This is a genomic window from Streptomyces phyllanthi (genome assembly GCF_009377205.1).
Classification (GTDB): Bacteria; Actinomycetota; Actinomycetes; order Streptomycetales; family Streptomycetaceae; genus Streptomyces; species Streptomyces phyllanthi.
In genome coordinates this window covers 1-22,947 of the sequence record NZ_VJZE01000039.1, presented here as the reverse complement: position 1 = coordinate 22,947, position 22,947 = coordinate 1, and the positions used below count along the sequence as shown (strand labels likewise).

General features: G+C 71.1%; 26 protein-coding genes and 3 pseudogenes. 16 read left to right on the top strand and 13 right to left on the bottom strand.

What is annotated here, in order from left to right; genetic code table 11:
- Positions 1 to 37: 37 nt before the first annotated feature.
- From FNH04_RS08785 to FNH04_RS08765, 5 genes and pseudogenes are all read left to right on the top strand, one after another.
- Complete coding sequence (locus tag FNH04_RS08785) at positions 38 to 712, top strand: SDR family NAD(P)-dependent oxidoreductase (protein WP_152782031.1); 675 nt, start codon at positions 38 to 40, stop codon at positions 710 to 712.
- Positions 619 to 972 (top strand): annotated as a pseudogene (locus tag FNH04_RS48965) (DsbA family oxidoreductase); the annotation flags it as partial. The gene FNH04_RS08785 and the pseudogene FNH04_RS48965, both read left to right, overlap by 94 nt.
- A 202-nt stretch (positions 973 to 1,174) precedes the next feature.
- Positions 1,175 to 1,384, top strand: a pseudogene (locus FNH04_RS08775) (NAD(P)H-dependent oxidoreductase); the annotation flags it as partial.
- A gap of 204 nt (positions 1,385 to 1,588) precedes the next feature.
- Positions 1,589 to 1,888, top strand: a pseudogene (locus FNH04_RS48960) (DUF805 domain-containing protein); the annotation flags it as partial.
- Between the two features lie 404 nt (positions 1,889 to 2,292).
- Entirely contained in the window at positions 2,293 to 3,063 is a 771-nt protein-coding gene (locus FNH04_RS08765; RefSeq protein ID WP_228031232.1) for a tetratricopeptide repeat protein, read from the top strand.
- On the opposite strand, the gene FNH04_RS08760 is transcribed toward FNH04_RS08765, so the two are convergent.
- From FNH04_RS08760 to FNH04_RS08745, 4 genes are all read right to left on the bottom strand, one after another.
- Entirely contained in the window at positions 3,053 to 3,691 is a 639-nt protein-coding gene (locus FNH04_RS08760) for an NAD(P)-dependent oxidoreductase (protein ID WP_152782029.1), read from the bottom strand. The genes FNH04_RS08765 and FNH04_RS08760 overlap by 11 nt on opposite strands.
- 25 nt (positions 3,692 to 3,716) lie before the next feature.
- Entirely contained in the window at positions 3,717 to 4,088 is a 372-nt protein-coding gene (locus FNH04_RS08755; protein ID WP_322722776.1) for a DoxX family protein, read from the bottom strand.
- A gap of 82 nt (positions 4,089 to 4,170) precedes the next feature.
- On the bottom strand, positions 4,171 to 4,851 hold the full coding sequence (locus FNH04_RS08750) for an SDR family NAD(P)-dependent oxidoreductase (RefSeq protein WP_152782027.1): 681 nt from the start codon (positions 4,849 to 4,851) through the stop codon (positions 4,171 to 4,173).
- 30 nt (positions 4,852 to 4,881) lie between these two features.
- Positions 4,882 to 5,697, bottom strand: coding sequence for an NADP-dependent oxidoreductase (locus FNH04_RS08745; protein WP_152782025.1), 816 nt, complete (start codon positions 5,695 to 5,697; stop codon positions 4,882 to 4,884).
- Positions 5,698 to 5,797: 100 nt separating this feature from the next.
- On the opposite strand from FNH04_RS08745, the gene FNH04_RS08740 reads away from it, so the two are divergent.
- Entirely contained in the window at positions 5,798 to 6,505 is a 708-nt protein-coding gene (locus FNH04_RS08740) for a TetR/AcrR family transcriptional regulator (RefSeq protein ID WP_152782022.1), read from the top strand.
- A gap of 243 nt (positions 6,506 to 6,748) precedes the next feature.
- Here the strand turns inward: FNH04_RS08740 and FNH04_RS08735 are convergent, their stop codons facing one another.
- Positions 6,749 to 7,000 (bottom strand): hypothetical protein, encoded by a 252-nt coding sequence (locus FNH04_RS08735; protein ID WP_322722775.1) that lies wholly within the window; start codon positions 6,998 to 7,000, stop codon positions 6,749 to 6,751.
- Between the two features lie 252 nt (positions 7,001 to 7,252).
- Here FNH04_RS08735 and FNH04_RS08730 point away from each other — a divergent pair, with 252 nt between their 5' ends.
- Genes FNH04_RS08730 through FNH04_RS08725 form a run of 3 tightly spaced genes read left to right on the top strand, consistent with a single transcriptional unit; the run spans position 7,253 to position 9,422 of the window.
- Positions 7,253 to 8,323 (top strand): aromatic ring-hydroxylating dioxygenase subunit alpha, encoded by a 1,071-nt coding sequence (locus FNH04_RS08730; protein ID WP_152782020.1) that lies wholly within the window; start codon positions 7,253 to 7,255, stop codon positions 8,321 to 8,323.
- Positions 8,320 to 8,490, top strand: coding sequence for a hypothetical protein (locus tag FNH04_RS46440; protein ID WP_194236604.1), 171 nt, complete (start codon positions 8,320 to 8,322; stop codon positions 8,488 to 8,490). Before FNH04_RS08730 ends, FNH04_RS46440 begins: the two co-directional genes overlap by 4 nt.
- Positions 8,487 to 9,422: a PDR/VanB family oxidoreductase gene (locus FNH04_RS08725; RefSeq protein ID WP_152782018.1), complete on the top strand. Its 936-nt coding sequence runs from the start codon at positions 8,487 to 8,489 to the stop codon at positions 9,420 to 9,422. The genes FNH04_RS46440 and FNH04_RS08725 overlap by 4 nt, the downstream gene beginning before the upstream one ends.
- Here FNH04_RS08725 and FNH04_RS08720 read toward each other — a convergent pair.
- Entirely contained in the window at positions 9,373 to 10,200 is an 828-nt protein-coding gene (locus tag FNH04_RS08720) for an IclR family transcriptional regulator domain-containing protein (protein WP_152782016.1), read from the bottom strand. The two genes, FNH04_RS08725 and FNH04_RS08720, sit on opposite strands and share 50 nt — an antisense overlap.
- A 224-nt stretch (positions 10,201 to 10,424) precedes the next feature.
- Between FNH04_RS08720 and FNH04_RS08715 the strand changes: the two genes are divergently transcribed.
- From FNH04_RS08715 to FNH04_RS08700, 4 genes are all read left to right on the top strand, one after another.
- Positions 10,425 to 11,390, top strand: coding sequence for an ABC transporter substrate-binding protein (locus FNH04_RS08715; RefSeq protein ID WP_152782014.1), 966 nt, complete (start codon positions 10,425 to 10,427; stop codon positions 11,388 to 11,390).
- An 80-nt stretch (positions 11,391 to 11,470) separates the two neighbouring features.
- On the top strand, positions 11,471 to 12,223 hold the full coding sequence (locus FNH04_RS08710; protein ID WP_152782057.1) for an ABC transporter permease: 753 nt from the start codon (positions 11,471 to 11,473) through the stop codon (positions 12,221 to 12,223).
- Entirely contained in the window at positions 12,220 to 12,996 is a 777-nt protein-coding gene (locus tag FNH04_RS08705) for an ABC transporter permease (protein ID WP_322722774.1), read from the top strand. Before FNH04_RS08710 ends, FNH04_RS08705 begins: the two co-directional genes overlap by 4 nt.
- A gap of 23 nt (positions 12,997 to 13,019) precedes the next feature.
- The gene (locus FNH04_RS08700) at positions 13,020 to 13,811 is read left to right on the top strand and encodes an ABC transporter ATP-binding protein (RefSeq protein ID WP_152782012.1); all 792 of its coding nucleotides are present in this window, start codon (positions 13,020 to 13,022) and stop codon (positions 13,809 to 13,811) included.
- 4 nt (positions 13,812 to 13,815) lie between these two features.
- On the opposite strand, the gene FNH04_RS08695 is transcribed toward FNH04_RS08700, so the two are convergent.
- From FNH04_RS08695 to FNH04_RS08665, 7 genes are all read right to left on the bottom strand, one after another.
- Positions 13,816 to 14,502: a GntR family transcriptional regulator gene (locus FNH04_RS08695; RefSeq protein WP_152782011.1), complete on the bottom strand. Its 687-nt coding sequence runs from the start codon at positions 14,500 to 14,502 to the stop codon at positions 13,816 to 13,818.
- 10 nt (positions 14,503 to 14,512) lie between these two features.
- On the bottom strand, positions 14,513 to 15,514 hold the full coding sequence (locus tag FNH04_RS08690; protein ID WP_152782009.1) for a proline racemase family protein: 1,002 nt from the start codon (positions 15,512 to 15,514) through the stop codon (positions 14,513 to 14,515).
- A gap of 21 nt (positions 15,515 to 15,535) precedes the next feature.
- Entirely contained in the window at positions 15,536 to 16,432 is an 897-nt protein-coding gene (locus tag FNH04_RS08685; protein ID WP_152782007.1) for a dihydrodipicolinate synthase family protein, read from the bottom strand.
- Positions 16,429 to 17,826, bottom strand: a complete 1,398-nt coding sequence (locus tag FNH04_RS08680; protein WP_152782005.1) for an NAD(P)/FAD-dependent oxidoreductase — start codon at positions 17,824 to 17,826, stop codon at positions 16,429 to 16,431. The genes FNH04_RS08685 and FNH04_RS08680 overlap by 4 nt, the downstream gene beginning before the upstream one ends.
- The gene (locus FNH04_RS08675; protein ID WP_322722773.1) at positions 17,816 to 18,115 is read right to left on the bottom strand and encodes a (2Fe-2S)-binding protein; all 300 of its coding nucleotides are present in this window, start codon (positions 18,113 to 18,115) and stop codon (positions 17,816 to 17,818) included. Before FNH04_RS08675 ends, FNH04_RS08680 begins: the two co-directional genes overlap by 11 nt.
- Positions 18,112 to 19,263, bottom strand: a complete 1,152-nt coding sequence (locus tag FNH04_RS08670; protein ID WP_322722771.1) for an NAD(P)/FAD-dependent oxidoreductase — start codon at positions 19,261 to 19,263, stop codon at positions 18,112 to 18,114. The genes FNH04_RS08675 and FNH04_RS08670 overlap by 4 nt, the downstream gene beginning before the upstream one ends.
- 141 nt (positions 19,264 to 19,404) lie before the next feature.
- On the bottom strand, positions 19,405 to 20,076 hold the full coding sequence (locus FNH04_RS08665) for an MmyB family transcriptional regulator (protein WP_152782003.1): 672 nt from the start codon (positions 20,074 to 20,076) through the stop codon (positions 19,405 to 19,407).
- Positions 20,077 to 20,340: 264 nt separating this feature from the next.
- Between FNH04_RS08665 and FNH04_RS08660 the strand changes: the two genes are divergently transcribed.
- The 3 genes from FNH04_RS08660 to FNH04_RS08650 are packed head-to-tail and all read left to right on the top strand — an operon-like array spanning position 20,341 to position 22,815.
- Complete coding sequence (locus FNH04_RS08660) at positions 20,341 to 21,006, top strand: helix-turn-helix domain-containing protein (RefSeq protein WP_322722770.1); 666 nt, start codon at positions 20,341 to 20,343, stop codon at positions 21,004 to 21,006.
- A gap of 32 nt (positions 21,007 to 21,038) precedes the next feature.
- On the top strand, positions 21,039 to 21,596 hold the full coding sequence (locus FNH04_RS08655; protein WP_152782051.1) for a toxin-antitoxin system, toxin component: 558 nt from the start codon (positions 21,039 to 21,041) through the stop codon (positions 21,594 to 21,596).
- A 10-nt stretch (positions 21,597 to 21,606) separates the two neighbouring features.
- A complete protein-coding gene (locus FNH04_RS08650; RefSeq protein WP_152781999.1) occupies positions 21,607 to 22,815 on the top strand; it encodes an MAB_1171c family putative transporter in 1,209 nt (402 codons plus the stop codon).
- The last annotated feature ends 132 nt before the right edge of the window (positions 22,816 to 22,947 follow it).

Sequence of the window (22,947 nt, the reverse complement as noted above, 5' to 3'; positions counted from 1 at the left end):
ACCCCCTCCCTTCGTCCGCCTTTCGGAAAGGATCGCCATGACCAGCATCGCCATCGTCGGGGCCGGCCCTCAGCTCGGCCTGGCCATCGCCCGCACCTTCGGCTCCCAGGGCTTCGACGTCGCCCTGATCTCCCGTAACCGGGAGAAGCTCGACGGTCTCGTCGGCAAGCTCACCGCGGAGGGCATCACCGCCGCCGCGTTCCCCGCGGACGTCCTCGACCGCGACGCACTCGGTCAGGCCCTCCAGGACGCCGCCGCGAAGTTCGGCGGCGTCGACGTCCTGGAGTACTCCCCGGTCGCGGGCCTCGCCACCGCAATGGCCACGCCGGCCGAGGCCGAACCGGCTCACGTCCAGCACGAGATCGAGTTCCAACTCTACGGCGCCATCGCGGCCACCAAGGCGGTGCTCCCCGCGATGCGCGAGACCGGCGCGGGCACACTGCTCTACACCACCGGCGCGGGCTCCATCGATCCCGTGCCGCAGGTCGGCAACGTCAACGCCGCCGCCGCGGCGCTGCGCAACTGGGCCATCAACCTGCACAAGGAACTCCACGACACCGGCATCCAGGCCGCCCACATCGCCATCGACGTGTCCATCGGCACCCCGGCCATACCCGGATTCCCGACGGCCCAGCCCGAGGAGATCTCCCCCGTCTACTGGGACCTGCACACCACCAAGCGCGACCAGGCCGAACTCGTCTTCAGCCTCTGAGAGCGCGCGTCGGCCGTCTCGCCTCGACGAGGACTGCCGCCCGCGTTCGTCACCGCCTGCCAGTACGACCCGTTCCGCGACGGCTCGACCTGGCCGACGAGATCGGTCTGGAGCGCGAGGAGACCCGGCGCGTACTCACCGAGGGCCGCTTCCGGCAGCAGGTGCGGGACGAGCGGGAGCAGGCACAGCGTCTGGGGGCCACCGGCGCGCCGTTCATCGTGATCGACGGCAAGTACGCAATCGCCGGAGCACAGGACACCGACAGCATCCTCGGCGTCCTGCGCCAGGCCTGGGACGAGACCCACCCCACCGTTCTCACCACCGGCACCGACGCGCCGATCTGCGGCCCGGACGGCTGCGCGGTTCCCGTCGACCATGCCGCCCACACTGATCCGCACGCCCGCCCATCCATAAGCCGTTCGCACTGCGATCCGCGTCTCATCCCTACCGAAAGGCGAAACCATGTCCTACCTGCTGCACATCGACTCCTCCTCCCTGGGTGCCGGCTCGGTCTCACGCCAGGTCGCCGACTCCTTCCGTGCCGAGTGGCAGGGCCCCGTCGTGCACCGCGACCTCGCGGCCTCACCCGTGCCGCACCTGACCGCGGCGGGCGTCTCCGCACGGATCACCGACCCCGCCCAGCACACCCCGGAACAGGCCAAGGCCGCCGCGGGGCGCCTGGCCCGCACAGTCGGCGAACGCACCGCCGCCTGAGCCGACCGCCAGGCACCGCACGGCGCCGGATGCCGGCGTGACGCTCCACCGGCGGTGCGGGACTACGCGGCCGACAGCGGCCCCTGCATCCGATGCGTGAGCCGCGGCTTCCCCGCAGTAATCGCCGCCAGAAAACCGGAACGACCTATCCGGATCGGGAATATGGATAGGCCGTCCCCATTGGCCTCGGTCGTACGTCCGGCGCCGACCGATCCGCCGTGCCCCACGATGTCTTACGAAAGGATCGCGATGACCAGCACGATGACCAGCACGTCGTTCGCCGACGCGGCACGCATGTGCCTCACCGCCAAGTACGCCACATTCTCCGGTCGCGCACGACGCGCGGAGTACTGGTGGTTCTCACTGCTCTACGTGATCGCCACCGGCGCCGTCGCCGGAATCAGCTTCGCGACCGAGGCCCCGCTCCTGAGCGTCCTCCTGCTGCCGTTCATCGTGCCCATGCTGAGTGTCTCCGTACGCCGATTGCACGACACCGGCAAGTCAGGCTGGAGGATGCTCGTTGCTGATCCCCATAGCCGGCCCGGTCATCTACCTCGTGGGCATGACCGTGGACAGCGTCCCGGCCACCAACCAGTACGGCCCCTCCCCCAAGGCCGTCGGCCACCTCGTTGGCTGAGCCGAGGTGGCCGGCCTGCCAAACGTGCCGCTCCGTCGGCCGGACGATGTTGCCCGCCGTCGACGGCGGGCAACATCGAGCACGCTGGACGTCCGGCCTCGCCGCGTCCGTCAGGACATGCGGTGGGGAATGAAACTCGCGGCGTGAAGCACTGGCCGCCTGTGAAGCGGCCGCCACCAAGGTCCCCGGCGGTGCTCAGCCCCAGCGTTTCCAGCTCGGCCGCGGCTGGGTGGACCTCGCTCTGGACGCTCCGGAGGCGGCCCGCCGCAGCCTCGAAGCGGCCGTGCCCACCGTCCTCCGGATGGGCTCCGCCCGTATCTCCCTCTGGGCCCAGGGCTGTCCGGCCCGCACCCAGTTCGCCCTCGGTGCCTGGCCGGCGGCCCTGGACACCGTGCAACGGGCCGCCGTCCACCTCGCCGAGGTACGCATCGAACTCAGCCGCCCGCCGGCGCACTGGACCGGCGCGCAGATCCACGCCTTGCCGGGCGACTGGGAGGACGCCGAGCACCACGTGGGCGAGGCGGCCGCCGGGCCCGACCACTACCAGGTCATGCTCATCCCGTCCTGCCTGGCCCGCGCCCAGGTCGCCGAGGCGCGCGGCGACTACGAACGCGTCGTGGAAGCCCTCTCACCCGTGGTCCGTCTCCCCCACCGGCTGTCCGTCGACGAACCCGGCTTCTGGCCTTGGCCCGACGTGTACGCCAACACCCTGGTGCAGCCCGCCTCGGCCTGGTCCGTGGTCGGCTCACCGCGGCCCGAGGCGACATCGACACCGCCCGCAAGGTGTTCGACCAGGCCCTTGCCCACATCGAACACCTCTCCCTCCCTTACGACCGGGCCCGGTCAACTTCGCCTACGGTCAGACCCTGCGCCGCGCCGGCAAACGCCGCGACGCCGACACCGCTCTGAAGCCGCGGCTGCCGTCGGGCAGGCGCGGAGTGTTGCCGAAGGAATAGACGCCGAGTTCGAAGGTCATGGCGCCTTCCGGCTCAGTTGCTGATGGCGGGCATGGCCCGCCGGTAGCGGGGATCGGTGAGCTGGGAGACCAGGAACGCGGCGATGTCGGCGCGGCTCATGGCGGAGCCGACCTTGTCGTGACCGAGGAAACCGGAGCGGATGCGTCCGGTGGCGGGCTTGTCGGTCGGGTTGGTGATGCGGGCGATGGTGTAGTCGAGGTCCGAGCGGGTGACGGCCTCGGTCATGCCCTTCAGCTCGGCCAGGGCGTTGGGGAACATCAGCCCGGCCATGACGGGCAGGACCTTGTGCTTCCAGTGCGGCTTGTCGTGGGGGTCGGCCAGCGAGGGCGTGGCCAGGCCGATGAAGCGGGTGACCTGCTGCTTCTCCATGACCTGCACGATGGTGCGGGTTCCGTCGGTCACCTGGGAGCCGGTCGTGGACCGTTTCAGGGAGGGGCCGAGCGCGCTGATCACCGCGTCAGCGCCGCTGACGACCCGTTCGACGGCATCGCAGTCCGACAGCTGTCCGGTGATGACCGTGAGGCAGGAGTGGCCGAGGGTGAGTTTGCCGGGAGTGCGGACCAGGGCGGTGACCTCGTGGCCGTCGTCCAGGAGCTGCTGGACGACGAGCCGGCCGACGGCGCCGCTCGCGCCGAAGACGGTGACACGCATGCGGGAGGGTTCCTTGCGGTGGGGGTCAGAGGCTGTACGGGCCGAAGCGGCCCCAGGCAACCGTGAGGGCCAGGATCAGCAGGACGGCGTTGAAGCCGATCGCGCCGGGTTCCTTGCGGCGCGCGTGGGTGATCGCGGCCAGCACCATCACCACGACCAGACCGATCGCGGCCACCGGGGTCAGCACGGGAGCGATGTCGGTGGCCGCGGGCAGAATCAGCCCGAGGGCGGCAGCGAACTCGACGATGCCGATGAAGCGGACGGTGCCCTGCGAGAAGTCGGCCGTCCAGGGCAGCTGACCGACCAGCTTCTCCTTGGGCTGGGTGGACTTCATGACGCCGGCCATGGCGAACATGGCGGCCAGCACGGCCTGGACTATCCACAAGAAGACGTTCACGTACGGATTCCTTGGTAGACGGGTGACGGGGTGGAGGGAGCGGATGCCCCCTCCTGGGAGCAGAGTCGGCGCGGCGCGACGGTCAGGCGTTGAAGACGGCCTCGGAGCGGTCGCGGTTTTCGTGAAGGTCCCAGTACAGCGGGGCGATCTCGTCAGAGGTGGCCGTTGGGAAGCCCTCCGGGCCGCCCCCACCGATCCAGACGTTGATCGCCACGTGCGCGGCGTGCACGCCACTGCCGGCCAGTTCCTTGTCCAGGTTGATCACCCAGTTGCGCAGGGCCGCCCCGGCCGCGTTGACGTTGCCGAGCATCGGCACCGGGTCCACGGAACCGCCGCCAGTGGTGAACAGCAGGGTCCCGGCACCGGCCTCCCGCATCGCCGGCAGCACCGCCTGAGCAGCCGTGACGGCGCCGTAGAGGTAGTACTCGATCTGCGGCTGCAGATTGTCCACCGTGGCCTCCGAGGGGATGGCCAGGGAATGACCGGGCACCGGGGAGTGCGCGGCCGGCGAGTACTCCAGTACGTCGATGGCGCCGAAGCGAGCCTTCACGACGTCCAGGGCGGCGGTCAGGGACGGCCGGTCGAGCACGTCGGCGGGGAACGCCTCGGCGGTGATGCCTTCCTGGCCGAGCTGGTCGACCAGAGTCTGGAGCTTCTCCTTGGTACGGGCGATCAGGGCGACGTCGAAGCCGCGGCTGCCGAAGGTACGGGCGATGGCCAGGCCCATGCCGGGGCCGGCGCCGATGATGGCGATGGTGGGCATGCTGAGCTCTTTTCGTAAGTGGAGTGAATCTCAGGAGCAGGCGACGGCGACCTTGCCCGGGGTACCGGAGCTGAAAGCGGTGAACGCCTCCGCGGCGCGCTCCAAGGAGTAGGTGGCGGTGACCGGCACCCGCAGCTCGCCGGAGGCGACCTGCTCGGCCAGGGCGGTCAGGGTCGACGCGTTCGGGTCGGCCATGATCGGGTGGACGGTGACGTCCGGGTCCTTGACGGCGTCCTGAGTCAGGCCGGAGTCGACCACGTGGACCTCGGCGTCGGTGCCGGTAAGGCCGGTGACGAAGTCGGTCTGTGCGCCGGGGCGGGCGGTCGCGATCACCCTCGCGCCGCGGGCGGCGGCGAGCTGCACGGCCAACGACCCCACCCCGCCGCCGGCTCCAGAGATCAGCACCGTCTCGCCCTCGCCCCGGGCCACCGCGTCCAGGCTGTCCACCGCCGTCGCCCCGGCCAGGCCCAACGCACCCGCGTCCGCCACCGCCAGGCCCGCCGGAAGCGGGGCGACACCGTGTCCGGCGGGCACGGTGACGTACTCGGCCAGCGACCCGGCGCCCAGGAACGGCTTCATCACTACACCGAAGACAGCGTCACCGACCGCGAAGCCGTCAACGCCCCCGCCGAACGCCTCGACGGTGCCCGCGAAGTCCTTGCCGAGTACCAGCGGGAACCGGTGCTCCATCATTCCGTGCAGGTAGCCGGCGGCGGTGGCGACGTCGATGCCGTTCACCGAGGCGGCGGCCACCTTCACCAGCAGCTCTCCGGCCTCAGGGCGTGGAGTGTCCACCTCGGTCACGGCCGGGGCGGCCGGAACCGAGTCCATCGTCACAGCACGCATGACATCACCTCTCCATAAGTGGACCGGCCTTCCCGGTTCCGCTGGGTGCCGAGCGTACAGCAGAAATGGGCCATGCGTTCCACTTAGATAGACTGCGTGCATGACCTCCGCACCTTCCGATCGCACACCGGACCAGCAGCCCGAGGCGAGACTGCGCGCCGACGCCGAGCGCAACCGCGAACTCATCCTGGCGGCCGCCCGGCGCCTCTTCGCCGCGGAAGGGCTCGGCGTGTCCATGGCTTCCGTCGCCCGCGAGGCAGGAGTCGGCAAGGCCACGCTCGGCCGACGCTTCGCCACCCGGGAGGAGCTCATCAACGCGGTCTTCGCCGACCGCATGGACGGCTACGCCGCCGCCGTCGCCGAGGCACTCGCCGACCCCGATCCCTGGCACGGCTTCGCCGGCTACATCCACGCCGTCTGCGCCATGCAGGCCGCCGACCGCGGCTTCGCCGACGTCCTGACCATGTCCTTCCCGGCCGCCAAGGCACTGGAAGCCCGCCGCACCGAGTCGTACAACGGGTTCCTCGAACTCATCGCCCGCGCCCGGAACAGCGGGCACCTCCGCGAGGACTTCGTGCCGGAGGACCTCGTCATCCTGCAGATGGCCAACGCAGGCGTCATCGCCGCGGCCGGCGACTCCGCCCCCGACGCCTGGCGCCGCCTCGTCGGTCACATGATCCGCTCCTACGCCACCCCCGGCGCACCGATCCCCGCGGTGCCCGAAGCCCCGGCGCCCACCGCCCTCTACCGCGCCATGGTCCGCCTCGCCCGAACAGGCCCGGGCTCCGCCCATGCCGACGGCCCCTGAGCTCGCAGCCTTCGCAAGGCGGCGGACGTCCCTCGACAACGGCATCGGCTGCACCGCGCCCGAGGACTTGACGAGCGGACGCCGTGGGCGATGACCACAGGGCTGAACCGGAGAGATCGAGCCCCGACGGGTAGACAAGCATGCGAAGCTCCGGGTGGACAGGTTGGTCCTGGTCGACAACTCGTCTACCGGGAGCTTCACTTCACCGCCCTGGTCAAGGCGCCGGAGGCTCTGCACCGCTACTCAGAGCGCGGACAGCGGAAGCGCCACCCGTCGCCCCAGGCCGAACTCCTCGGCCTCGTCGTTACTGACGACCGCAACGGCTTCCGCAGGAACACCAGGCAGAGTGGCCACGCGGGACGCCACCGTCAGAATCCCCCCACCGGCTCCGCTGACGAAGGAGACGTAGACGTCCGCGTCCTCCTCTCCCTCGTCGAAGACTTCCACGTCACCTTGGCTTACAGCCAAGACGTCAGCGGCCTGCCACTCGTGCACGACGGCATCACCTCGGCTTGCCCCGGCCACTGCCCCGTCAGCGGCCACCTCAGGGGTGATCCGCCCAGCGGCATGATTCCGCACCCCCTGGCAGAGATCAGCAAGCTGTAAGGCAAGGTCCTGACCAGCGTCTTCACAGAGACACTTCCGCCTGACAGAAGCCGCCTTGCGCGTTGGCCGCCGCCGTCACGACCCTGATTCCAACCACGGCACGCGGGGCGGCGACGCCCCGCAGACAGGGACGGGAACCCCATGCCTCACACGACCGCCTTCGCCAGGAACCAGTGGTACGTCGCCGCCTACTCGCACGAGGTGGGACGCGAGTTGCTGGGACGTACGATCCTGGGGGAACCGCTCGTCTTCTACCGCAGCGAGGCGGACGGGACGCCCGTCGTGCTGCACGACCGGTGTGTGCACCGCCGCTACCCGCTGTCGGAGGCTCCGACCCGCCTCGACGGTGACCGGATCGTGTGCGGGTACCACGGCTTCACGTACGACACGACGGGCGCCTGTGTGTACGTGCCCGGGCAGAAGCGCGTTCCGCGGACCGCGCGCGTGACCTCGTACCCCGTGGTCGAGCAGGACTCCCTGATCTGGGTGTGGATCGGGGACCCGGCCCTCGCCGACCCGCAGACCATCCCGCGGGCCAAGCACCTCGACTCCCCCGGCTGGGTCACCTCGCGCGGTATGGAGCCCATCGACTGCGACTACGGGCTTCTGGTCGACAACCTCCTCGACCTCTCCCACGAGACGTATCTGCACGGCGGTTACATCGGCACCCCGGAGGTCGCCGAGACGCCCATCACCACCGAGGTCGACGAGGGTGCGGGAATCGTGCGGGTGAGCCGGCACATGGACGACGCCGAGTGCCCGCCGTTCTACGCGAAGTCGACCGGCATCGAGGGCCGGATCACCCGCTGGCAGGACATCGAGTACCACGCGCCCTGCCTGTACCTGCTGCACAGCCGCGTCGCCCCGGTCGGTGTCCTGCCCGAGGCGGACGGCAGCGACCCGAACGGTTTCCACACCGAGGTCACGTACTGCATCACACCGTCCGCCGACGGCAAGGTGTACGACTTCTGGGCGGTCTCGCGCGACTGGGCGACGGACGACGACGAGGTCACGGAGTTCCTGGCGAAGAACAACCGCACGGTCGTCATGCAGGACGTGACCGCGCTCAACCTGCTGCAGAAGACGCTCGGCACCGAGCGCACCGGCTACCAGGAGCTGAGCATCAACATCGACACCGGTGGTCTCGCCGCCCGCCGTATCCTCGCCCGGCTGGTCGAGGAGGGCGCGAAGCCCGTGGAGAAGGTCCAGTGAGTTCACCCACCGGAGAGATCTACCGCATCGACTGGCTGCCGGGCACCGACCTCCTGCACGGCACCTGTCACTGCGGCCGCGAGCACACCGCGCAGGACCCCATCGAGATGTGGGAGTGGATGCTCGCCCACCCGCAGGGACACGAGCCGCAAGGAACCAGCTCATGACCTCGTACGAAGCCGAACTCGTCGTCGGCCGCCGGGAGTTCGCAGCCGACGGCGTGCTCACCCTCACCCTCCGCCACCCGCTGGGCGAGGAACTCCCCGCCTGGGAGCCGGGCGCGCACATCGACGTGCTGCTCGGCCCCGACCTGGAGCGGCAGTACTCGCTGTGCGGGGACCCGGCGGACCGCCACTCCTGGCGGATCGGTGTCCTGCGCGAGCCCGAGGGACGGGGCGGATCCGCGTACGTCCACGGGGAGTTGCGGGAGGGCGGCAAGGTTCGCGTGCGCGGGCCGCGCAACAACTTCGCGCTCGAACCCGCCCCGCGCTACCGCTTCGTCGCGGGCGGCATCGGCATCACCCCGATCCTGCCGATGCTGCGGGCGGCGGAGGCGGCGGGCGCGGACTGGACGCTGCTGTACGGCGGGCGGACGCGTGAGTCCATGGCCTTCACCGAGGAGCTGGGCGCGTACGGGGACCGGGTGACCGTCGCCCCGCAGGACGAGTTCGGGCTGCTGGACCTCGGCTCCGTCCTCGGCGACGTGCCCGAGGGCACCCTCGTCTACTGCTGTGGTCCGGGGCCGCTCCTGGACGCGGTGGAGGAGCGGTGCCCGCGCGGGGTGCTGCGGGTCGAGCGGTTCCAGCCGAAGGAGCAGGAGACCGGCCCGGACAGCGAGTTCGAGGTCGTGCTGGAGCGCACGGGGAAGACCGTGACCGTGCCCGTGGGCGTGTCCGTCCTCGACACGGTGCGGGCCGCGGGCGTCGAGGTGCTCTACTCCTGCGCCGAGGGCACGTGCGGGACCTGTGAGACCGACGTACTCGAAGGCACCCCGGACCACCGGGACTCGGTCCTCACCGACGAGGAGCGCGAGGCCGGGGAGACCATGCTCATCTGTGTGTCCCGGTGCCGGGGGCAGCGGCTGGTGCTCGACCTGTAGCCGTGGTCGCCACCCCCAGGTCGGCCTCGATCCGGGCGACCGTGGCCAGCAGATGGGGCAGCAGGTCACGGCGTACGGACTCCACCGAGTTGCGGCCGGCGGCCACGGGGATGTTCACGGCCGCCACCACCTCGCCGTCGCGGTCCCGCACCGGGACCGCGACCGACCTGAGCCCCTCCTCCAGCTCCTGGTCGACGATGGCGTACCCCTGCCGCCGTACCCGCCGGAGCTCCGCCTTGAGCGGCTCCGCTGCGACGATGGTGCGGGCGGTCAGGGCCCGCAGGTCGGCGCGGGCGAGACGGGCGTCGATCTCCTCGTCCGGCAGATGCGCGAGGACCACCCGGCCCACCGATGTGACATGGGCCGGGAAACGGGTGCCGACGGTGATCGCCGCGGTCATGATGCGCCGTGTGGGCACCCGCGCGACGTACACGATGTCGTCCCCGTCCAGGACGCACAGCGACGACGACTCCCCCACCTGCGCGACGAGTTGCTCCAGGTGGGGCTGGGCGAGATCGGACAGCGAGAAGCCGGCGAGGAACGAGTAGCCGAGTTCGAGCACGCGGGGGGTGAGCCGGAACAGCCGGCCGTCGGAGCGGACGTACCCGAGATCGACGAGCGTGAGCAGGAAGCGGCGGGCCGCGGCCCGGGTCATCTCACAGGTTCGGGCGACCTCGCTGAGCGTCAGTGAGGGGTGCTCGGCGTCGAAGGCGCGGATGACCGCGAGACCGCGCTCGAAGGACCGGACGAAGTGCGGTTCGCGGGGTCCAGCAGGCATCGCCGCCTCCACGAGGACGACGCACGGGATGTGCGTTCCGTACGCACGAGTGTGCGTTCTGCGCACGCTAAGAGCACGCTTTGGGAACTGTCAACGGCCTTGCAGTCCTGGGCATTGACCATCAGGATTCCTGGCTTTACGTTTCCGCTCAGCACTTCTGTTCGGCCTGCGCACACGCGTGCGCACAGGATCTCGGAACACCGGCGTTCCCCTCAGGAGGAGTCATGCGTCGTCTGCTCGCCGGCCTCGGTGCCGGAGTCGTCCTGGTCGGCCTCTCGGCCTGTGGTTCGTCCGACTCCTCCGGGTCGTCGGCAAGCTCCTCCGGCGGTACCACGACGCTGAAGGTCGGAGTCATTCCCATCCTGGACGTCGCCCCCATCTACCTGGGCCAGAAGAAGGGCTTCTACTCCGAGCGCGGTATCAAGCTGGAGCTGACCCTCGCCCAGGGCGGGGCGGCGATCCTGCCCGCGGTCGTCTCCGGCCAGTTCCAGTTCGGCTTCAGCAACACGACGTCCCTGCTGATCGCGCAGTCCAAGAACATGCCCGTCAAGGCCGTGGCGAACGGTGTCGCCTCCACGGCCGAGGAGGGTGCCGACTTCATGGGCACCACCGTGAAGAAGGGCAGCCCGATCAAGTCCCCCAAGCAGCTCGAGGGCAAGAAGGTCGCGGTCAACACGGTCAACAACATCTGTGACACCTCGATCAGCGAATCGGTCCGCAAGGACGGTGGAGACCCGTCCAAGGTCGAGTTCGTCGAGATGCCCTTCGAACAGATGCCCGCCGCGCTGGAGGCCGGACAGGTCGACGCGGCCTGCACCCCGGAACCCGCGCTCGCCACCGTCAAGGCCGCGGGCGGCACGTCCATCGCGTCGAGCTTCTACGACGTGGACCCGAACCTCACCGTGGCCATGTACTTCACCTCCCAGCAGTACGCCCAGAAGAACCCGGAGCTGGTGAAGAAGTTCCAGGAGGCGACGGCCGAATCGCTCGAGTACGCCGACAGCCACCCGGACGAGGTCCGCGAGATCCTCACCACGTACACGAAGATCCCGGACACGCTGCTGGGCAAGCTCACCTTCCCCCACTGGCCCGCGGAGCCGAACCGCGCCTCCATCGAGAAGCTCGCCGAACTGGGCGTGCAGGACGGTCTGTTCAAGGAGACCCCGGACCTGGACAAGCTGCTGCCGTGAAGCACACGCGACCCGACGACGCACGTCCCAAGAGCACGCGGCCCCGGCAGGCCGGGCGCCCGGGGCCGGCGAACGCGGCCCTGGGCGCGGCCGGCCTGGCCGGCTTCCTCGCGCTGTGCGAGGCGGTCCCGCGCCTCGGCATCGTCTCCGAGGACTACTTCCCGCCGCTCAGCCGTATCGCGGACGCGCTCGTCACCGAGCTCGGCGACCGGACGTTCTGGACGGCGCTCGGGGACACGCTGACCGGCTGGGCGGTGGGGCTGGCGATCGCGGTGACGGCGGGCATCCTCGCCGGAGTCGGGATCGCGGTCGTACCCTTCCTGCGCGAGGCGACCGCGTCCACGATCGAGTTCCTGCGCCCGATCCCCTCGGTCGCCCTGATCCCGCTCGCGGTCCTGCTGTACGGCACGGAACTGCGTTCGGTGCTCCTGCTGGTGGTGTACGCGTCGTTCTGGCAGGTGCTGATCCAGGTGCTGTACGGCGTCCAGGACGTCGACCCGGTCGCCGAGGAGACCGCCCGCTCCTACGGCCTGGGCACCTGGGCCCGGGTCCGCCATGTCCTGTGGCCCACGGCCCTGCCGTATGTCATGACGGGCGTCCGGCTGGCCGCAGCGGTCGCCCTGATCCTGGCGGTGACCGCCGAACTCGTCATCGGCGCACCGGGGCTGGGGGCGCGCATCATGGTCGCCCAGACCTCTCAGGCCGTACCGGAGATGTACGCCCTGGTGGTGGTCACCGGTGCGCTCGGGCTGGTGATCAACGTGGGCGCGCGGACGGTGGAGCGCCGGGCGCTGGCCTGGCACCAGTCGGTGCGCGGAGAGGTGGCGGTGTGAAACGCCTGGCCCTGCGGCTGTTCTTCGTCGTCGCGCTGCCCTTGCTGCTGGTGGCCGCCTGGTGGTTCGCCTCCGCCGGCAGCACCGACGTGTACTGGCCGCCGCTGCGCACGATCCTCACGACCTTCCCGGACGTGTGGACGGGCGAGCGGCTGCGCGACGACGTCCTGCCCAGCCTCCTCCGCCTGCTCGCGGGGTACACGTCGGCGGCCGTCGTCGGTGTCGCCCTCGGCACGGTCATCGGCTCCTACCGGCGCGTGCGCGCGGTGTGCGAACCGGTGCTGGAGTTCCTGCGCGCGGTGCCTCCGCCCGTCCTCGTACCGGTCATCATGCTGTTCGCGGGCATCGGCGACACGATGAAGATCGCCGTGATCGCGAGCGGATGTGTGTGGCCGATCCTGCTCAACACGGTCGAGGGCGTGCGGGCGGTGGACTCGGTCATGTCGGAGACGGCCCGCTCGTACGGCATCACGGGCGCCGCGCGACTGCGTCATGTGGTCCTGCGGTCGGCGAGCCCGCAGATCTTCGCGGGGCTGCGCCAGGCCCTGTCCATCGGCATCATCCTGATGGTGATCAGCGAGATGTCCGCGTCCAGCAACGGGCTCGGCTTCACCATCGTCCAGTTCCAGCGCACGTTCGCGATCCCCGACATGTGGACCGGCATCCTGGTCCTCGGTCTGCTCGGGTTCCTGCTGTCGGTCGTCTTCCAGCTGGTCGAGCGGCGGGTGCTCGGCTGGTACCACGGTCTGCGCGCGTCCTCCCGGCGGTCGTAGTGAAACTCGAAAAGGGGCGGTCCATGCACGGGCTTCTTTCCGTATCGGGCCTCAAGAAGGTCTACGAGGGCTCCGGTCGCCGGGTGGAGGCGGTCCGGGACCTCACGTTCACCGTCGACGCCGGTGAGCTCGTCTGTCTGGTGGGTCCGTCGGGCTGCGGCAAGACGACTCTGCTGAAGTGCATGGCCGGGCTGCTGACGCCCACGTCGGGTGAGGTCCTGCTGGAGGGGCGGCCGGTGAGTGGTCCGCCGCCCGGTATGGCGGTGGTCTTCCAGGAGTACGGGCGCAGCCTGTTCCCCTGGATGCGGGTCGGTGAGAACGTGGAACTACCGCTCAAGCAGAAGCAGTTGAGCAGACAGCGACGGCGCGCGCTGGTCGCGGACGCGCTTGAGTCCGTCGGTCTGGGCGATGCCGCCGGGGCGTACCCGTGGCAGTTGTCCGGTGGTATGCAGCAGCGTGTGGCCATCGCTCGGGCGCTCGCGTACGAGCCCGATGTGCTGTTGATGGATGAGCCGTTCGCGGCGGTGGACGCGCAGACTCGGGCGGATCTCGAGGATCTGGTGCGGGGGTTGTGGCGGGATCGGGGCATCACGATTCTGTTCGTGACCCATGACATCGATGAGGCCGTGTATCTGGGTGAACGGGTGTTGATTCTGTCCGCGTCGCCGACGGTGGTTCAGGAGCAGTTGAAGGTGGATCTGCCTTCGGAGCGGGATCAGTTGCATACGCGGGTCGATCCTCGGTTCGCCGAGTTGCGTACGCGTGTGTACGAGCAGATTCAGGCTGCGAAGCGGGGGGTTGTTCCGGGGGCCTGAGAGCTCACTCGGCCATGTCGGTTGCCCACAGGCCTCTTACGTGACCCAGGTGTTGGGTGATCACCTTGCGGGCTGTCTCGGTGTCTTCGGCCAGGAGGGCGTCCAGGAGTTCCAGGTGCTCCTCGGCCGACTTCTCCAGGCGGCCCGCCTTGGCCAGTGCCGTCAGGCCGTACAGGCGGGAGCGGCGCCGTAGGTCCCGTACCACCTCCACCAGATGGGTGTTGCCGGCCAGGGACAGCAGGCCCAGGTGGAAGCGGAGGTCGGCCTCGACGTAGGCGATGAGGTCGCCGGTCGCGGCGGAGGTGACGATCTCCTGGGCGACCGGGCGCAGTGCCTCCAGGTCGGCGGGGTCGGCGGTGGTCGCCAGGGCGGCTGTCGTCGGGATCTCGATCAGGGACCGGATGTGGGTGTACTCGTCGAGCTGTTCCTCCGAGACGGCGGTGACCCGGAAGCCCTTGTTCGGGACGGTGTCGACCAGGCCCTCCTTGGCGAGGTCGAGCATGGCCTCGCGCACCGGGGTGGCGGAGACACCGAAGCGGACGGCCAGCGTGGGCGCCGAGTAGACCTCGCCCGGACGCAGTTCACCCGCGATCAGCGCGGCCCGCAGCGCGTCGGCGACCCGCTCGCGGTGACTGCGCTTCAGGCCGCCGAGGGCGGGGAGGGCCGGCGCGCCGGTTCTCGGGGCGGGCATGGGTGACTCCTCAGAGGACGAATCCGGCCGGGAACGGGTCGGACGGGTCGAGCAGGTACTGGGCCGTGCCCGTGATCCAGGCGCGGCCGGTGAAGCTGGGCAGGACGGCGGGGTTCCCGGCGACCTCGGTGGTGTTGAGGAGCCGTCCGGTGAAGTGGGTGCCGATGAAGGACTCGTTCACGAACTCGGTGTGCAGCGGGAGTTCGCCGCGCGCGTGGAGCTGGGCCATGCGCGCGCTGGTGCCGGTGCCGCAGGGTGAGCGGTCGAACCAGCCGGGGTGGATCGCCATGGCGTGCCGTGAGTGGCGGGCCGTCGAGCCGGGGGCGACCAGGTGGACGTGGTGGCAGCCCCGGATGGACGGGTCCTCGGGGTGCACCGGCTCGTCGTCGGCGTTGACGGCCTCCATCAGGGCCAGTCCGGCCTTCAGGATGTCGTCCTTGCGGGCCCGGTCGAAGGGCAGCCCGAACGCGTCCAGCGGCAGGATCGCGTAGAAGTTGCCGCCGTACGCGAGGTCGTACGTCACCGTACGGCCGTCGGCGAGCGTGGCCTTGCGGTCGAGGCCTGCGGCGAACGACGGCACGTTCTGCAGGGTGACGGCCGTGGCGTGGCCGTCCGTGACCGCGACCTCGGCGACGACGAGGCCCGCCGGGGTGTCGAGGCGGATCGTGGTGACCGGTTCGGTGACCTCGACCATGCCGGTCTCCACGAGCACGGTCGCGACACCGATGGTGCCGTGTCCGCACATCGGCAGATAGCCGGAGACCTCGATGTAGACGACGCCCCAGTCGCAGTCGGGGCGGGTGGGCGGCTGGAGGATGGCACCGCTCATCGCCGCGTGGCCGCGCGGCTCGTTCATGAGCAGCTGCTTGATGTCGTCGCGGTGCTCGCGGAAGTACAGCCGCCGCTCGTTCATGGTGGCGCCGGGGATGGTGCCGACACCGCCGGTGATCACCCGGGTGGGCATGCCCTCGGTGTGCGAGTCGACGGCGTGCAGGACGAGTTTGCTGCGCATGGCCTTGGCCTCCTTACGCGTCTACGCGAGCCCCGCGGCGACGGCCTTCTCGGTGGCGGAGCGGATCGTGGCCTCCTGCTCCGGGAGCAGCGGCACCCGCGGCGGCCGGCAGCGTCCCCCGTGGCGGCCGACGATGTCCATGGAGAGCTTGATGGCCTGCACGAACTCGACCTTGGAGTCCCAGCGCAGCAGCGGGTGCAGCTGCCCGTAGAGCCGCTTGGCCGTCGTGAGGTCGCCGTCCACCGCCGCGTGGTAGAGCTCCACGGTGGCGGCGGGCAGCGCGTTCGGGTAGCCGGCCACCCAGCCCTTGGCGCCCGCGAGCGTAAGTTCCAGCAGGACGTCGTCGGCGCCGATCAACAGGTCCAGTTCTGGGGCGAGTTCGGCGAGCTGGTAGGCACGGCGGACATCGCCGGAGAACTCCTTGACCGCCTTGATGTACCCCTCGCCGTGCAGTTTCGCGAGCAGTTCGGGGACGAGGTCGACCTTGGTGTCGATGGGGTTGTTGTACGCCACGACCGGCAGGCCCGCCTCGGCCACCTCCTCGTAGTGGGCGAGGACGGAGCGCTCGTCGGCGCGGTACGCGTTCGGCGGGAGCAGCATCACGGACGCACATCCCGCGTCGCGGGCCTGCTCGGCCCAGCGGCGGGACTCGGCGCTGCCGTAAGCGGCCACTCCCGGCATCACCCGGGAACCGCCGATCGCGGCCACGGCCGTCTCGACGACCTTCGCGCGCTCCTCGGGTGTCAGCACCTGGTACTCGCCGAGCGAGCCATTGGGGACGACGCCGTCGCAGCCGTTCTCGAGGAGCCAGGCACAGTGCTCGGCGTACCTGCCGTGGTCGACGGTCAGGTCGTCGTTCAGCGGGAGGGCGGTGGCGACGAGGACACCGCGCCAGGGGTGGCGGTCGGGGGCGGTCATGAAGGTCCTTCCTCGGTGGGTTGGTCGGCGTCGGTGGGGTGGCCGGCCCGGGCGAGTACGCCGAGCGGCACCGGGCGGGCGAACGGCCGTCTGGCCGGGGCCGGGTCGCATCCGGCGAGTCCGGCGACCGCGGGCCCGCACACCCGGCCCTGGCACCAGCCCATCCCGGCCCGGGTCAGCAGCTTCACCGTGCGGAGGTCACCGGCGCCCAGCTCCTGGACCGCCTCGCGCACGGCACCCGCCCGCACCTCCTCGCAGCGGCAGACGACGGTGTCGTCGGTGACCTGCTCGGTCCAGTGCGCGGGCGGTGCGCAGACGGAGTCGACGGCGGCGAAGAGCTCCCGCAGTCGTGCACGGGACCTGTCGGCCGCGGCCCACGCGCGCGGGTCGGGTGCGGTGCCCCGGAGGCGGGCGGCGACCGACCGTCCGGCGATGTGCCCCTCGGCGAGCGCGAGCGCCGCGCCGCCGATGCCCGTGGTCTCACCGGCCGCCCACACGCCGGGGACGTCGGTGCGCTGCTCGTCGTCGACGTGCACGTCCGCTCCGTCGATACGGCAGCCGAGCGCCTCCGCGAGATCGGTGTGCGGCAGCATGCCGTGGCCGACGGCGAGCGTGTCGCAGGGGATGCGCCGCGCGGTGCCGGGCCTGACGCGACCGCCGGAGTCCAGGGCGGCCACGGTGACGGCTTCGAGGCGGCCGTCGCCATGTGCCGCTACGACGGTGTGCCCGGTCATGAACGGCACGCGGTGGCGAAGGAGCCGGGCCGCGTACCCGGCGGCTTCGGGGAGCTTGGCGGCGAGCGAGGGCAGATACCGTACGAAGCCCCTGGGGTCGGCGGACTCGACGAGCGCGGCCACCTCAACCCCGGCCGCGGCGAGCCCGGTCGCGACCGGCAGGAGCAGTGGGCCGGTCCCGGCCACGACCGCCGTCCGGCCCGGCACGGCGAGCCCGCCCTTGAGCAGGGCCTGCGCCCCGCCCGCGGTCACCACACCGGGGAGGGTCCAGCCGGGGAACGGCAGCACCTTCTCGTAGCCACCGGTGGCGAGGAGGACTGCGTCGGCGTGCACCGTGACGGGTTCCTCCTGGAGGGGCCCGCGCAGGGCGTGCACGGTGAACCCCGTCCGGTCCCGCTCCACGCACCAGACGTGGTGGTCCGCCAGATGCCGTACGGAACTGGCGGCGAGCCCGTCCCGCAGCCGCTCCCAGGTCCGCCGCTGGTGGTGCGGCGCCCGCGGACGGCGGGCCCCGAGGGCGACCGCGGGCTGCCGGTAGAACTGCCCGCCCGCCGTCTCGGCCGCGTCGACGAGCGTGACACGGACACCGCGGGCCGAGGCAGCCAGGGACGCGGCGAGCCCGGCGGGGCCCGCGCCGATCACCGCGAGGTCAGTCCTCATGGCCGGTGCCCTCCTGGGTGCGGATCGCGTCGCCCGGCCGTACCGGGAGCAGGCAGGCGCGCTGGTTGGGGCGGCCGTTCACGGTCACGAGGCAGTCGAAGCAGACGCCGATCCCGCAGAAGATCCCGCGCGGGCGGCCCTCGCCCCGGGTGGTGCGCCACGAGACGACACCGGCCGTCCAGAGCGCGGCGGCGACCGTCTGGCCGGGCAGGGCCTCGATCTCCCGGCCGTCCAGGGTGACGGTGAAGGCGGGATCCGGCTCGGCCCGCACCGGCTCCAACGGGCTCACGCGGCCTCCTCCTCGAAGCGATCGGGCCGGAACGGCGCGAGGTCCTGCTCGGGCGCCTCGCCGCCCAGTACCTGCGCGAGCAGGTGTCCGGTGCCGGTGGCGAGCCCGATGCCCGCGCCCTCGTGCCCGCAGGCGTGGAACAGCCCGGGGACCCTGGGGTCGGGCCCGATGGCCGGCAGATGGTCGGGCATGTACGGCCGGAAACCGACGTACGTCCGCATGGCCCGTACGTCGGTCAGGAACGGGAACAGCCGGATCGCGCCCGCCGCCAGCGCCCGGACGACCGGCAGCGAGAACGACCGGTCGAAGCCGACCCGTTCACGGCTGGCTCCGATGAGGACGGGCCCGGCCGCCGTTCCCTCGACGACGGGCGAGGTCTTCAGACCCGCCGAGTCGCTGGCCACGTCGGTCACGTAGTCGGCGGCGTACACCTTGTGCCGCACCCTCCTCGGCAGCGGTTCGGTGACGAGGACGAAGCCGCGCCGGGGCAGCACGGGCAGACGGGCCCCGGCGAGGGCCGCGATCTCGCCGCCCCAGGTGCCCGCCGCGTTGACGACGGCCGGGGCGTGGACGTCACCGTGACCGGTGCGTACCCCCCGTACGGAGCCGTCCGCCGTGCGCAGTACCCCGGTCACGTTCCGGCCGGTGAGCAGACGGGCGCCCGAGGCGCGGAGCAGATGGGCGGCGGCGAGCGTCGGCATCACCTGGCTGTCCTGCGGATAGCGCACACCTCCGGCGAGACCGGGCGCGAGGTGCGGTTCCAGGTCGTGCAGCCGGTCCGCGGTGACCGTTTCGGCCACGACACCGGCGGTACGCTGCGCGGCCGCGAGGTCCGTGAGCGCGGCGAGCCCCTCGGCGGAGGACGCGACGACCACGCCGCCCTTCGCCTCGTACTCGATCGGCGCTCCCAGTTCCCCGGCGAGGCCGGCCCACAGCCGCAGGGAGAGGAGGGCGAGTTCGAGCTCGGGTCCGGGTTCCTTGTCGGAGACGAGCAGGTTGCCCTCCCCCGCGCCCGTGGTGCCACCGGCCACGGGCCCACGGTCCACCACGGTCACGTCGAGCCCGGCCCGGGCGGCGTACAGGGCGCAGGCCGCGCCCGTCATCCCGGCCCCGATCACTACGACGTCGCAGGTCAGCCGTGTGCTCACGTCAGTACTATGTCACATGGTCCTACTGCTGGGAATGGTGCCGAAGGCACCGGAACAGCTCTCCGCGGACCGGCGGACACGAACAAACCCCGACGCCGCCGGCGACCTGAACGCCGGCGGTGTCGGGGTTTCGGGACGGGCCTACGCCTCCGGCGCGGGCACCACGCTGAGATGGCTCGCCGTGCGCCGTGCGCGGCGCGGCCTGCGCGACGTGGCCGCCGGTCGCCGCGTCTCGCGCAGCACCAGCGTCATTCTGGTGTATCCCATGTCCTGCAGGGTCTTGGGGGTCTCGCCGACGACTCGGCAGTCGGTGCGGCCCCATCGGGGGTCGGGGTGGACCACGGGGCGTACGGCGCCGTCGTGCTCGGCGGCTCCGGGTCCGACGGTACGGATCCAGTGGGGCAGGCCGTGCCGGTAGGCGGCGTCCATGATCGGGTCCTGGGCGATGTCCCGGCGGATGGACTGCAGGCCCCGGTCCTGGCCGTGCCGCTCCACGGCGGCGGCGAAGCCGGCCAGCATCGGCAGGCACCAGCTGGACTCGTGTTCGCCGAGGACCGTGGCCGCGTCGGGGTGGAAGAGCACGAACCGCAGGAAGTTGTCGCCGGGCATCGCGGTCGGGTGCGGGCCGATCCCTCGGAAGAGCTTCTCGTAGGCGCTGTTGGACAGGACGACATCCCAGCGGTGGTCGAAGACGACGGACGGAAAGGGGACGGCCTCCAGAAACGTGGCGTAGTCCTGCAAGTACGCCTGAGCCTCGAGGCTCTCGGGGACGGGTCGCGGTTCCGGCCGCTGCCCTCCTGCCTGATATGCCATCGGGAGGTCACCCCTCTTGCCTATGCGGCCTTCACGCGGCTCCTTGATCCTGATGCCCTCGACTGAGCCGTGTCAACTATCGTGGCATTTCGGGGTCGTTGACGGCTGAATCTCGCCACAGTTGTGGCGAGACCTGGATGTGAGTTCGAGTCAGGGGCTAGTCTCCGTGCAGTTCACGGTGGTTGCCCTTATCGACGGTGTCGCGGCCAGGAGGGTTCCGCACCACCATGAGATTGGCTTGAGAGAGACGTAGGAGATCTGTCGGTGACGGATGGCTTCGAGGCTCCGGACGCCACGGCGACGGTTCTGCTGCCGGCCGTCGTGGCCCGTGTCACCGTGCTCGCCGACCGGCTGGGCGTGCCGCACGGCGAGGTCTTCGCGGTGAAGCGCCTGTCGGTCGCGTCCGGTGTGCCGGAGCCCGTCGTGAAGGCTCTGCTGAGCGGCCGGCCCGCCGGGGAGCCGGATCTGCAGGCCCGTTTCCTGCAGCGCCTCGGCCTGCTGCGGCGCACCCGCCTCAAGCCCAACGGACGCAAGTACACCCAGCAGGAGATCGCCGACGGCGCGGGTATGTCGCGCCAGCAGGCGGGAGCCCTCATCAACGGCGACCGGCGCCCCACGATGGAGCACTGCGACGCCATCCAGCGCTTCTTCAGAGTGCACGCCGGTTTCCTCACCGCCGAGGACCCGGAGGCGCTCGCGAGCGCCCTCATGCGTACCGAGCAGGAGCTCCTCCAGCAGCTCGCCGACCGCGAGCGCGCCGCCGCCCGGTCCGACCGGGCCGCCGGAGACCCGCTGGAGCGCCTGCTCCAGGACCACGGGGTCCGCGGAATCGCCTGGCGGGCGGCCCAGCTGCCCACCGACCAGCACCGCGACAAGGTGGCGGAGTGGCTGGACATGCTCCTGGAGAGCGTCAAGCGGCCCGAGTCCTGACCCGGGGGAGAACTGTGGGCATCGGAAGGGAAATGCGCCGCCTGTGCGGCGAGCTGGTCGGCGAGCTCACGCTCCCGGCACCGGCGGAGCCCGCCGGCCTGTACTCCGCGCTGTGCGCCGCCATGAGCAGACGCCGTGGCCGCCCCGTCCAGTACCGTACGGCCGCCTTCCCGCCCGGCACGGCCAGCGGGCTGTGGCTCGACATGGCCGAGCAGGATCTCGTCGTCATCGAGGAACGCACCGCCCCGGACCACCAGTTGGTGATCCTCGGCCATGAGCTGTGGCACATGCACGCCGGGCACGGCGGCCACCAGATCGAGGGTGCCGCCGTCGCGGCGCGCTTATGGAACCCCGGCCCCGGGCGCGAGCGCGCCCGCACCGACGAGGAGCTGCGGGCCACCGTTCTGAGGGTCGCCGCGCGCACCCAGTTCGACATGCGGGACGAGCAGGACGCCGAGAGCTTCGGACTGCTGCTGGCGAGCAAGTGCCGTACCTGGCTGGCCGGTTCCTCGCTGCGCGGGCCCGTGCAGCGCGACCATGTCGCGGGCCGGATCGAGGCGTCCCTGGGCTATCGCGGGCCACAGGGCTGAGCCGCCGGACATGAACGGGTCCAGCTACTACTTCCCCGCGGTGGCCATGGCGGTCGTCCTCGCCCTCAAGACGCCCGCGCTGCTGCGGGACTGGCGCGATCCGCTGCTGCGGTCGGTGTGCGCGCTGCTCGCCCTGGCGGGCCTGGTGTTCTGCTTCGCCGCCCCGCCGACGATCGCCGAGGTCAACCGCGTCACCGGTGTCGCCAATTTCTCCGCGCCCCTCGTCTATGTCCTGCTGAGCGCCTTCAGCGGCTCGTGTCTGGTGCTGATCGTCAACTGGCGCGGCGGTCCGCCCGGGGTGACGCGCCGGCTGACGCGGCGCTGGATCGCCGGGTACGGCGCGGTGAGCGTGGCGATCATCGTGCTGTTCGTGCTCGGGGACGCCCCGGTGGAGCGGCTGCGGGACCTGGACACGTACTACGCCAACACGCCGTTCATCCGCGAGATGATCGTGCTGTACCTCCTCGCGTTCACCGTCGCGGGGATCGCCATGGTCGTCATGTGCTGGAGCTGGGCGCTCCAGGTGCGGGGCTGGCTGCGCACCGGACTGCTGATCATCGGGTTCGGCTTCCTGTCGAACGTCCCCTACGCGGCGGCCAAGTTCACCGCCGTGGTGGCCCGCTGGAACGGCGGGAACCTGGACGACCTGAGCACCTATGTGGCGCCCCTGCTGGCCTCCGCCGGGGCGCAGGTCAGCGCGATCGGCTTCTGTCTGCCACTGGCCTGCCAGCGCATCGGGGACTCCTGGGCGACCTGGTCGACGTACCGCAGGCTGGGTCCGCTGTGGCGGGAGCTCAGGCCCGTGGCGGACCAGGGTGAGCGCGCGGTGCGGATCTCCTGGTGGTCTCCGGCCCAGCTCCAGGTCACGCAGCGGGAGTCCGACATCCACGACGGCATGCTCAACCTGCATCCGTACTTCGACTCCCGGGTGCGGGCGAGGGCCTTCGACGCGGCCGTGGCGGCGGGTTCCGCGCCCGCCCAGGCACAGGCCGAGGCGGACGCGGTGATGGTGACGGCGGCGGTACGGGCCCGGGTCGCCGACCCGGAGGGCAGGGCCATCGGCTCGGTGGAGGCCGGCACCACCCCGACCCCGTCGACGGACGGTCCGCGCGACCTGGTGCGCCTGTCCCTCGCCCTGCGCCGGTCATCCGTCGTGGCGGCGGCCCGGACCCGGGCCGCGACCGGGCCGGAGAGCGACTTCCCTGATCCCGCGCCGTAGGGCCGCCAGGGCCCGCGACGCCGGGATGACCCGAACGACAGGGCCTGGTTCTGCGAGCGGGTCCGCCGACGCCCCGGGACCCTCGGCGGCGCCGGAGCTCCCTCGAGGAGCGTGAGCGGGCAGGGCTCGAAG

What these genes read in the sequence shown, in the direction of transcription:
- FNH04_RS08750 (WP_152782027.1), bottom strand. Translation starts at nt 4,851, where the DNA reads ATGCCCACCATCGCCATCATCGGCGCCGGCCCCGGCATGGGCCTGGCC.
- FNH04_RS08665 (WP_152782003.1), bottom strand. Translation starts at nt 20,076, where the DNA reads ATGGCATATCAGGCAGGAGGGCAGCGGCCGGAACCGCGACCCGTCCCC.
- FNH04_RS08690 (WP_152782009.1), bottom strand. Translation starts at nt 15,514, where the DNA reads ATGCGCAGCAAACTCGTCCTGCACGCCGTCGACTCGCACACCGAGGGC.
- FNH04_RS08760 (WP_152782029.1), bottom strand. Translation starts at nt 3,691, where the DNA reads ATGCGTGTCACCGTCTTCGGCGCGAGCGGCGCCGTCGGCCGGCTCGTC.
- FNH04_RS08745 (WP_152782025.1), bottom strand. Translation starts at nt 5,697, where the DNA reads ATGCGTGCTGTGACGATGGACTCGGTTCCGGCCGCCCCGGCCGTGACC.
- FNH04_RS08680 (WP_152782005.1), bottom strand. Translation starts at nt 17,826, where the DNA reads ATGAGGACTGACCTCGCGGTGATCGGCGCGGGCCCCGCCGGGCTCGCC.
- FNH04_RS08730 (WP_152782020.1), top strand. Translation starts at nt 7,253, where the DNA reads ATGCCTCACACGACCGCCTTCGCCAGGAACCAGTGGTACGTCGCCGCC.
- FNH04_RS08715 (WP_152782014.1), top strand. Translation starts at nt 10,425, where the DNA reads ATGCGTCGTCTGCTCGCCGGCCTCGGTGCCGGAGTCGTCCTGGTCGGC.
- FNH04_RS08725 (WP_152782018.1), top strand. Translation starts at nt 8,487, where the DNA reads ATGACCTCGTACGAAGCCGAACTCGTCGTCGGCCGCCGGGAGTTCGCA.
- FNH04_RS08695 (WP_152782011.1), bottom strand. Translation starts at nt 14,502, where the DNA reads ATGCCCGCCCCGAGAACCGGCGCGCCGGCCCTCCCCGCCCTCGGCGGC.
- FNH04_RS08700 (WP_152782012.1), top strand. Translation starts at nt 13,020, where the DNA reads ATGCACGGGCTTCTTTCCGTATCGGGCCTCAAGAAGGTCTACGAGGGC.
- FNH04_RS08685 (WP_152782007.1), bottom strand. Translation starts at nt 16,432, where the DNA reads ATGACCGCCCCCGACCGCCACCCCTGGCGCGGTGTCCTCGTCGCCACC.
- FNH04_RS08740 (WP_152782022.1), top strand. Translation starts at nt 5,798, where the DNA reads ATGACCTCCGCACCTTCCGATCGCACACCGGACCAGCAGCCCGAGGCG.
- FNH04_RS08785 (WP_152782031.1), top strand. Translation starts at nt 38, where the DNA reads ATGACCAGCATCGCCATCGTCGGGGCCGGCCCTCAGCTCGGCCTGGCC.
- FNH04_RS08655 (WP_152782051.1), top strand. Translation starts at nt 21,039, where the DNA reads ATGCGCCGCCTGTGCGGCGAGCTGGTCGGCGAGCTCACGCTCCCGGCA.
- FNH04_RS08650 (WP_152781999.1), top strand. Translation starts at nt 21,607, where the DNA reads ATGAACGGGTCCAGCTACTACTTCCCCGCGGTGGCCATGGCGGTCGTC.
- FNH04_RS08720 (WP_152782016.1), bottom strand. Translation starts at nt 10,200, where the DNA reads ATGCCTGCTGGACCCCGCGAACCGCACTTCGTCCGGTCCTTCGAGCGC.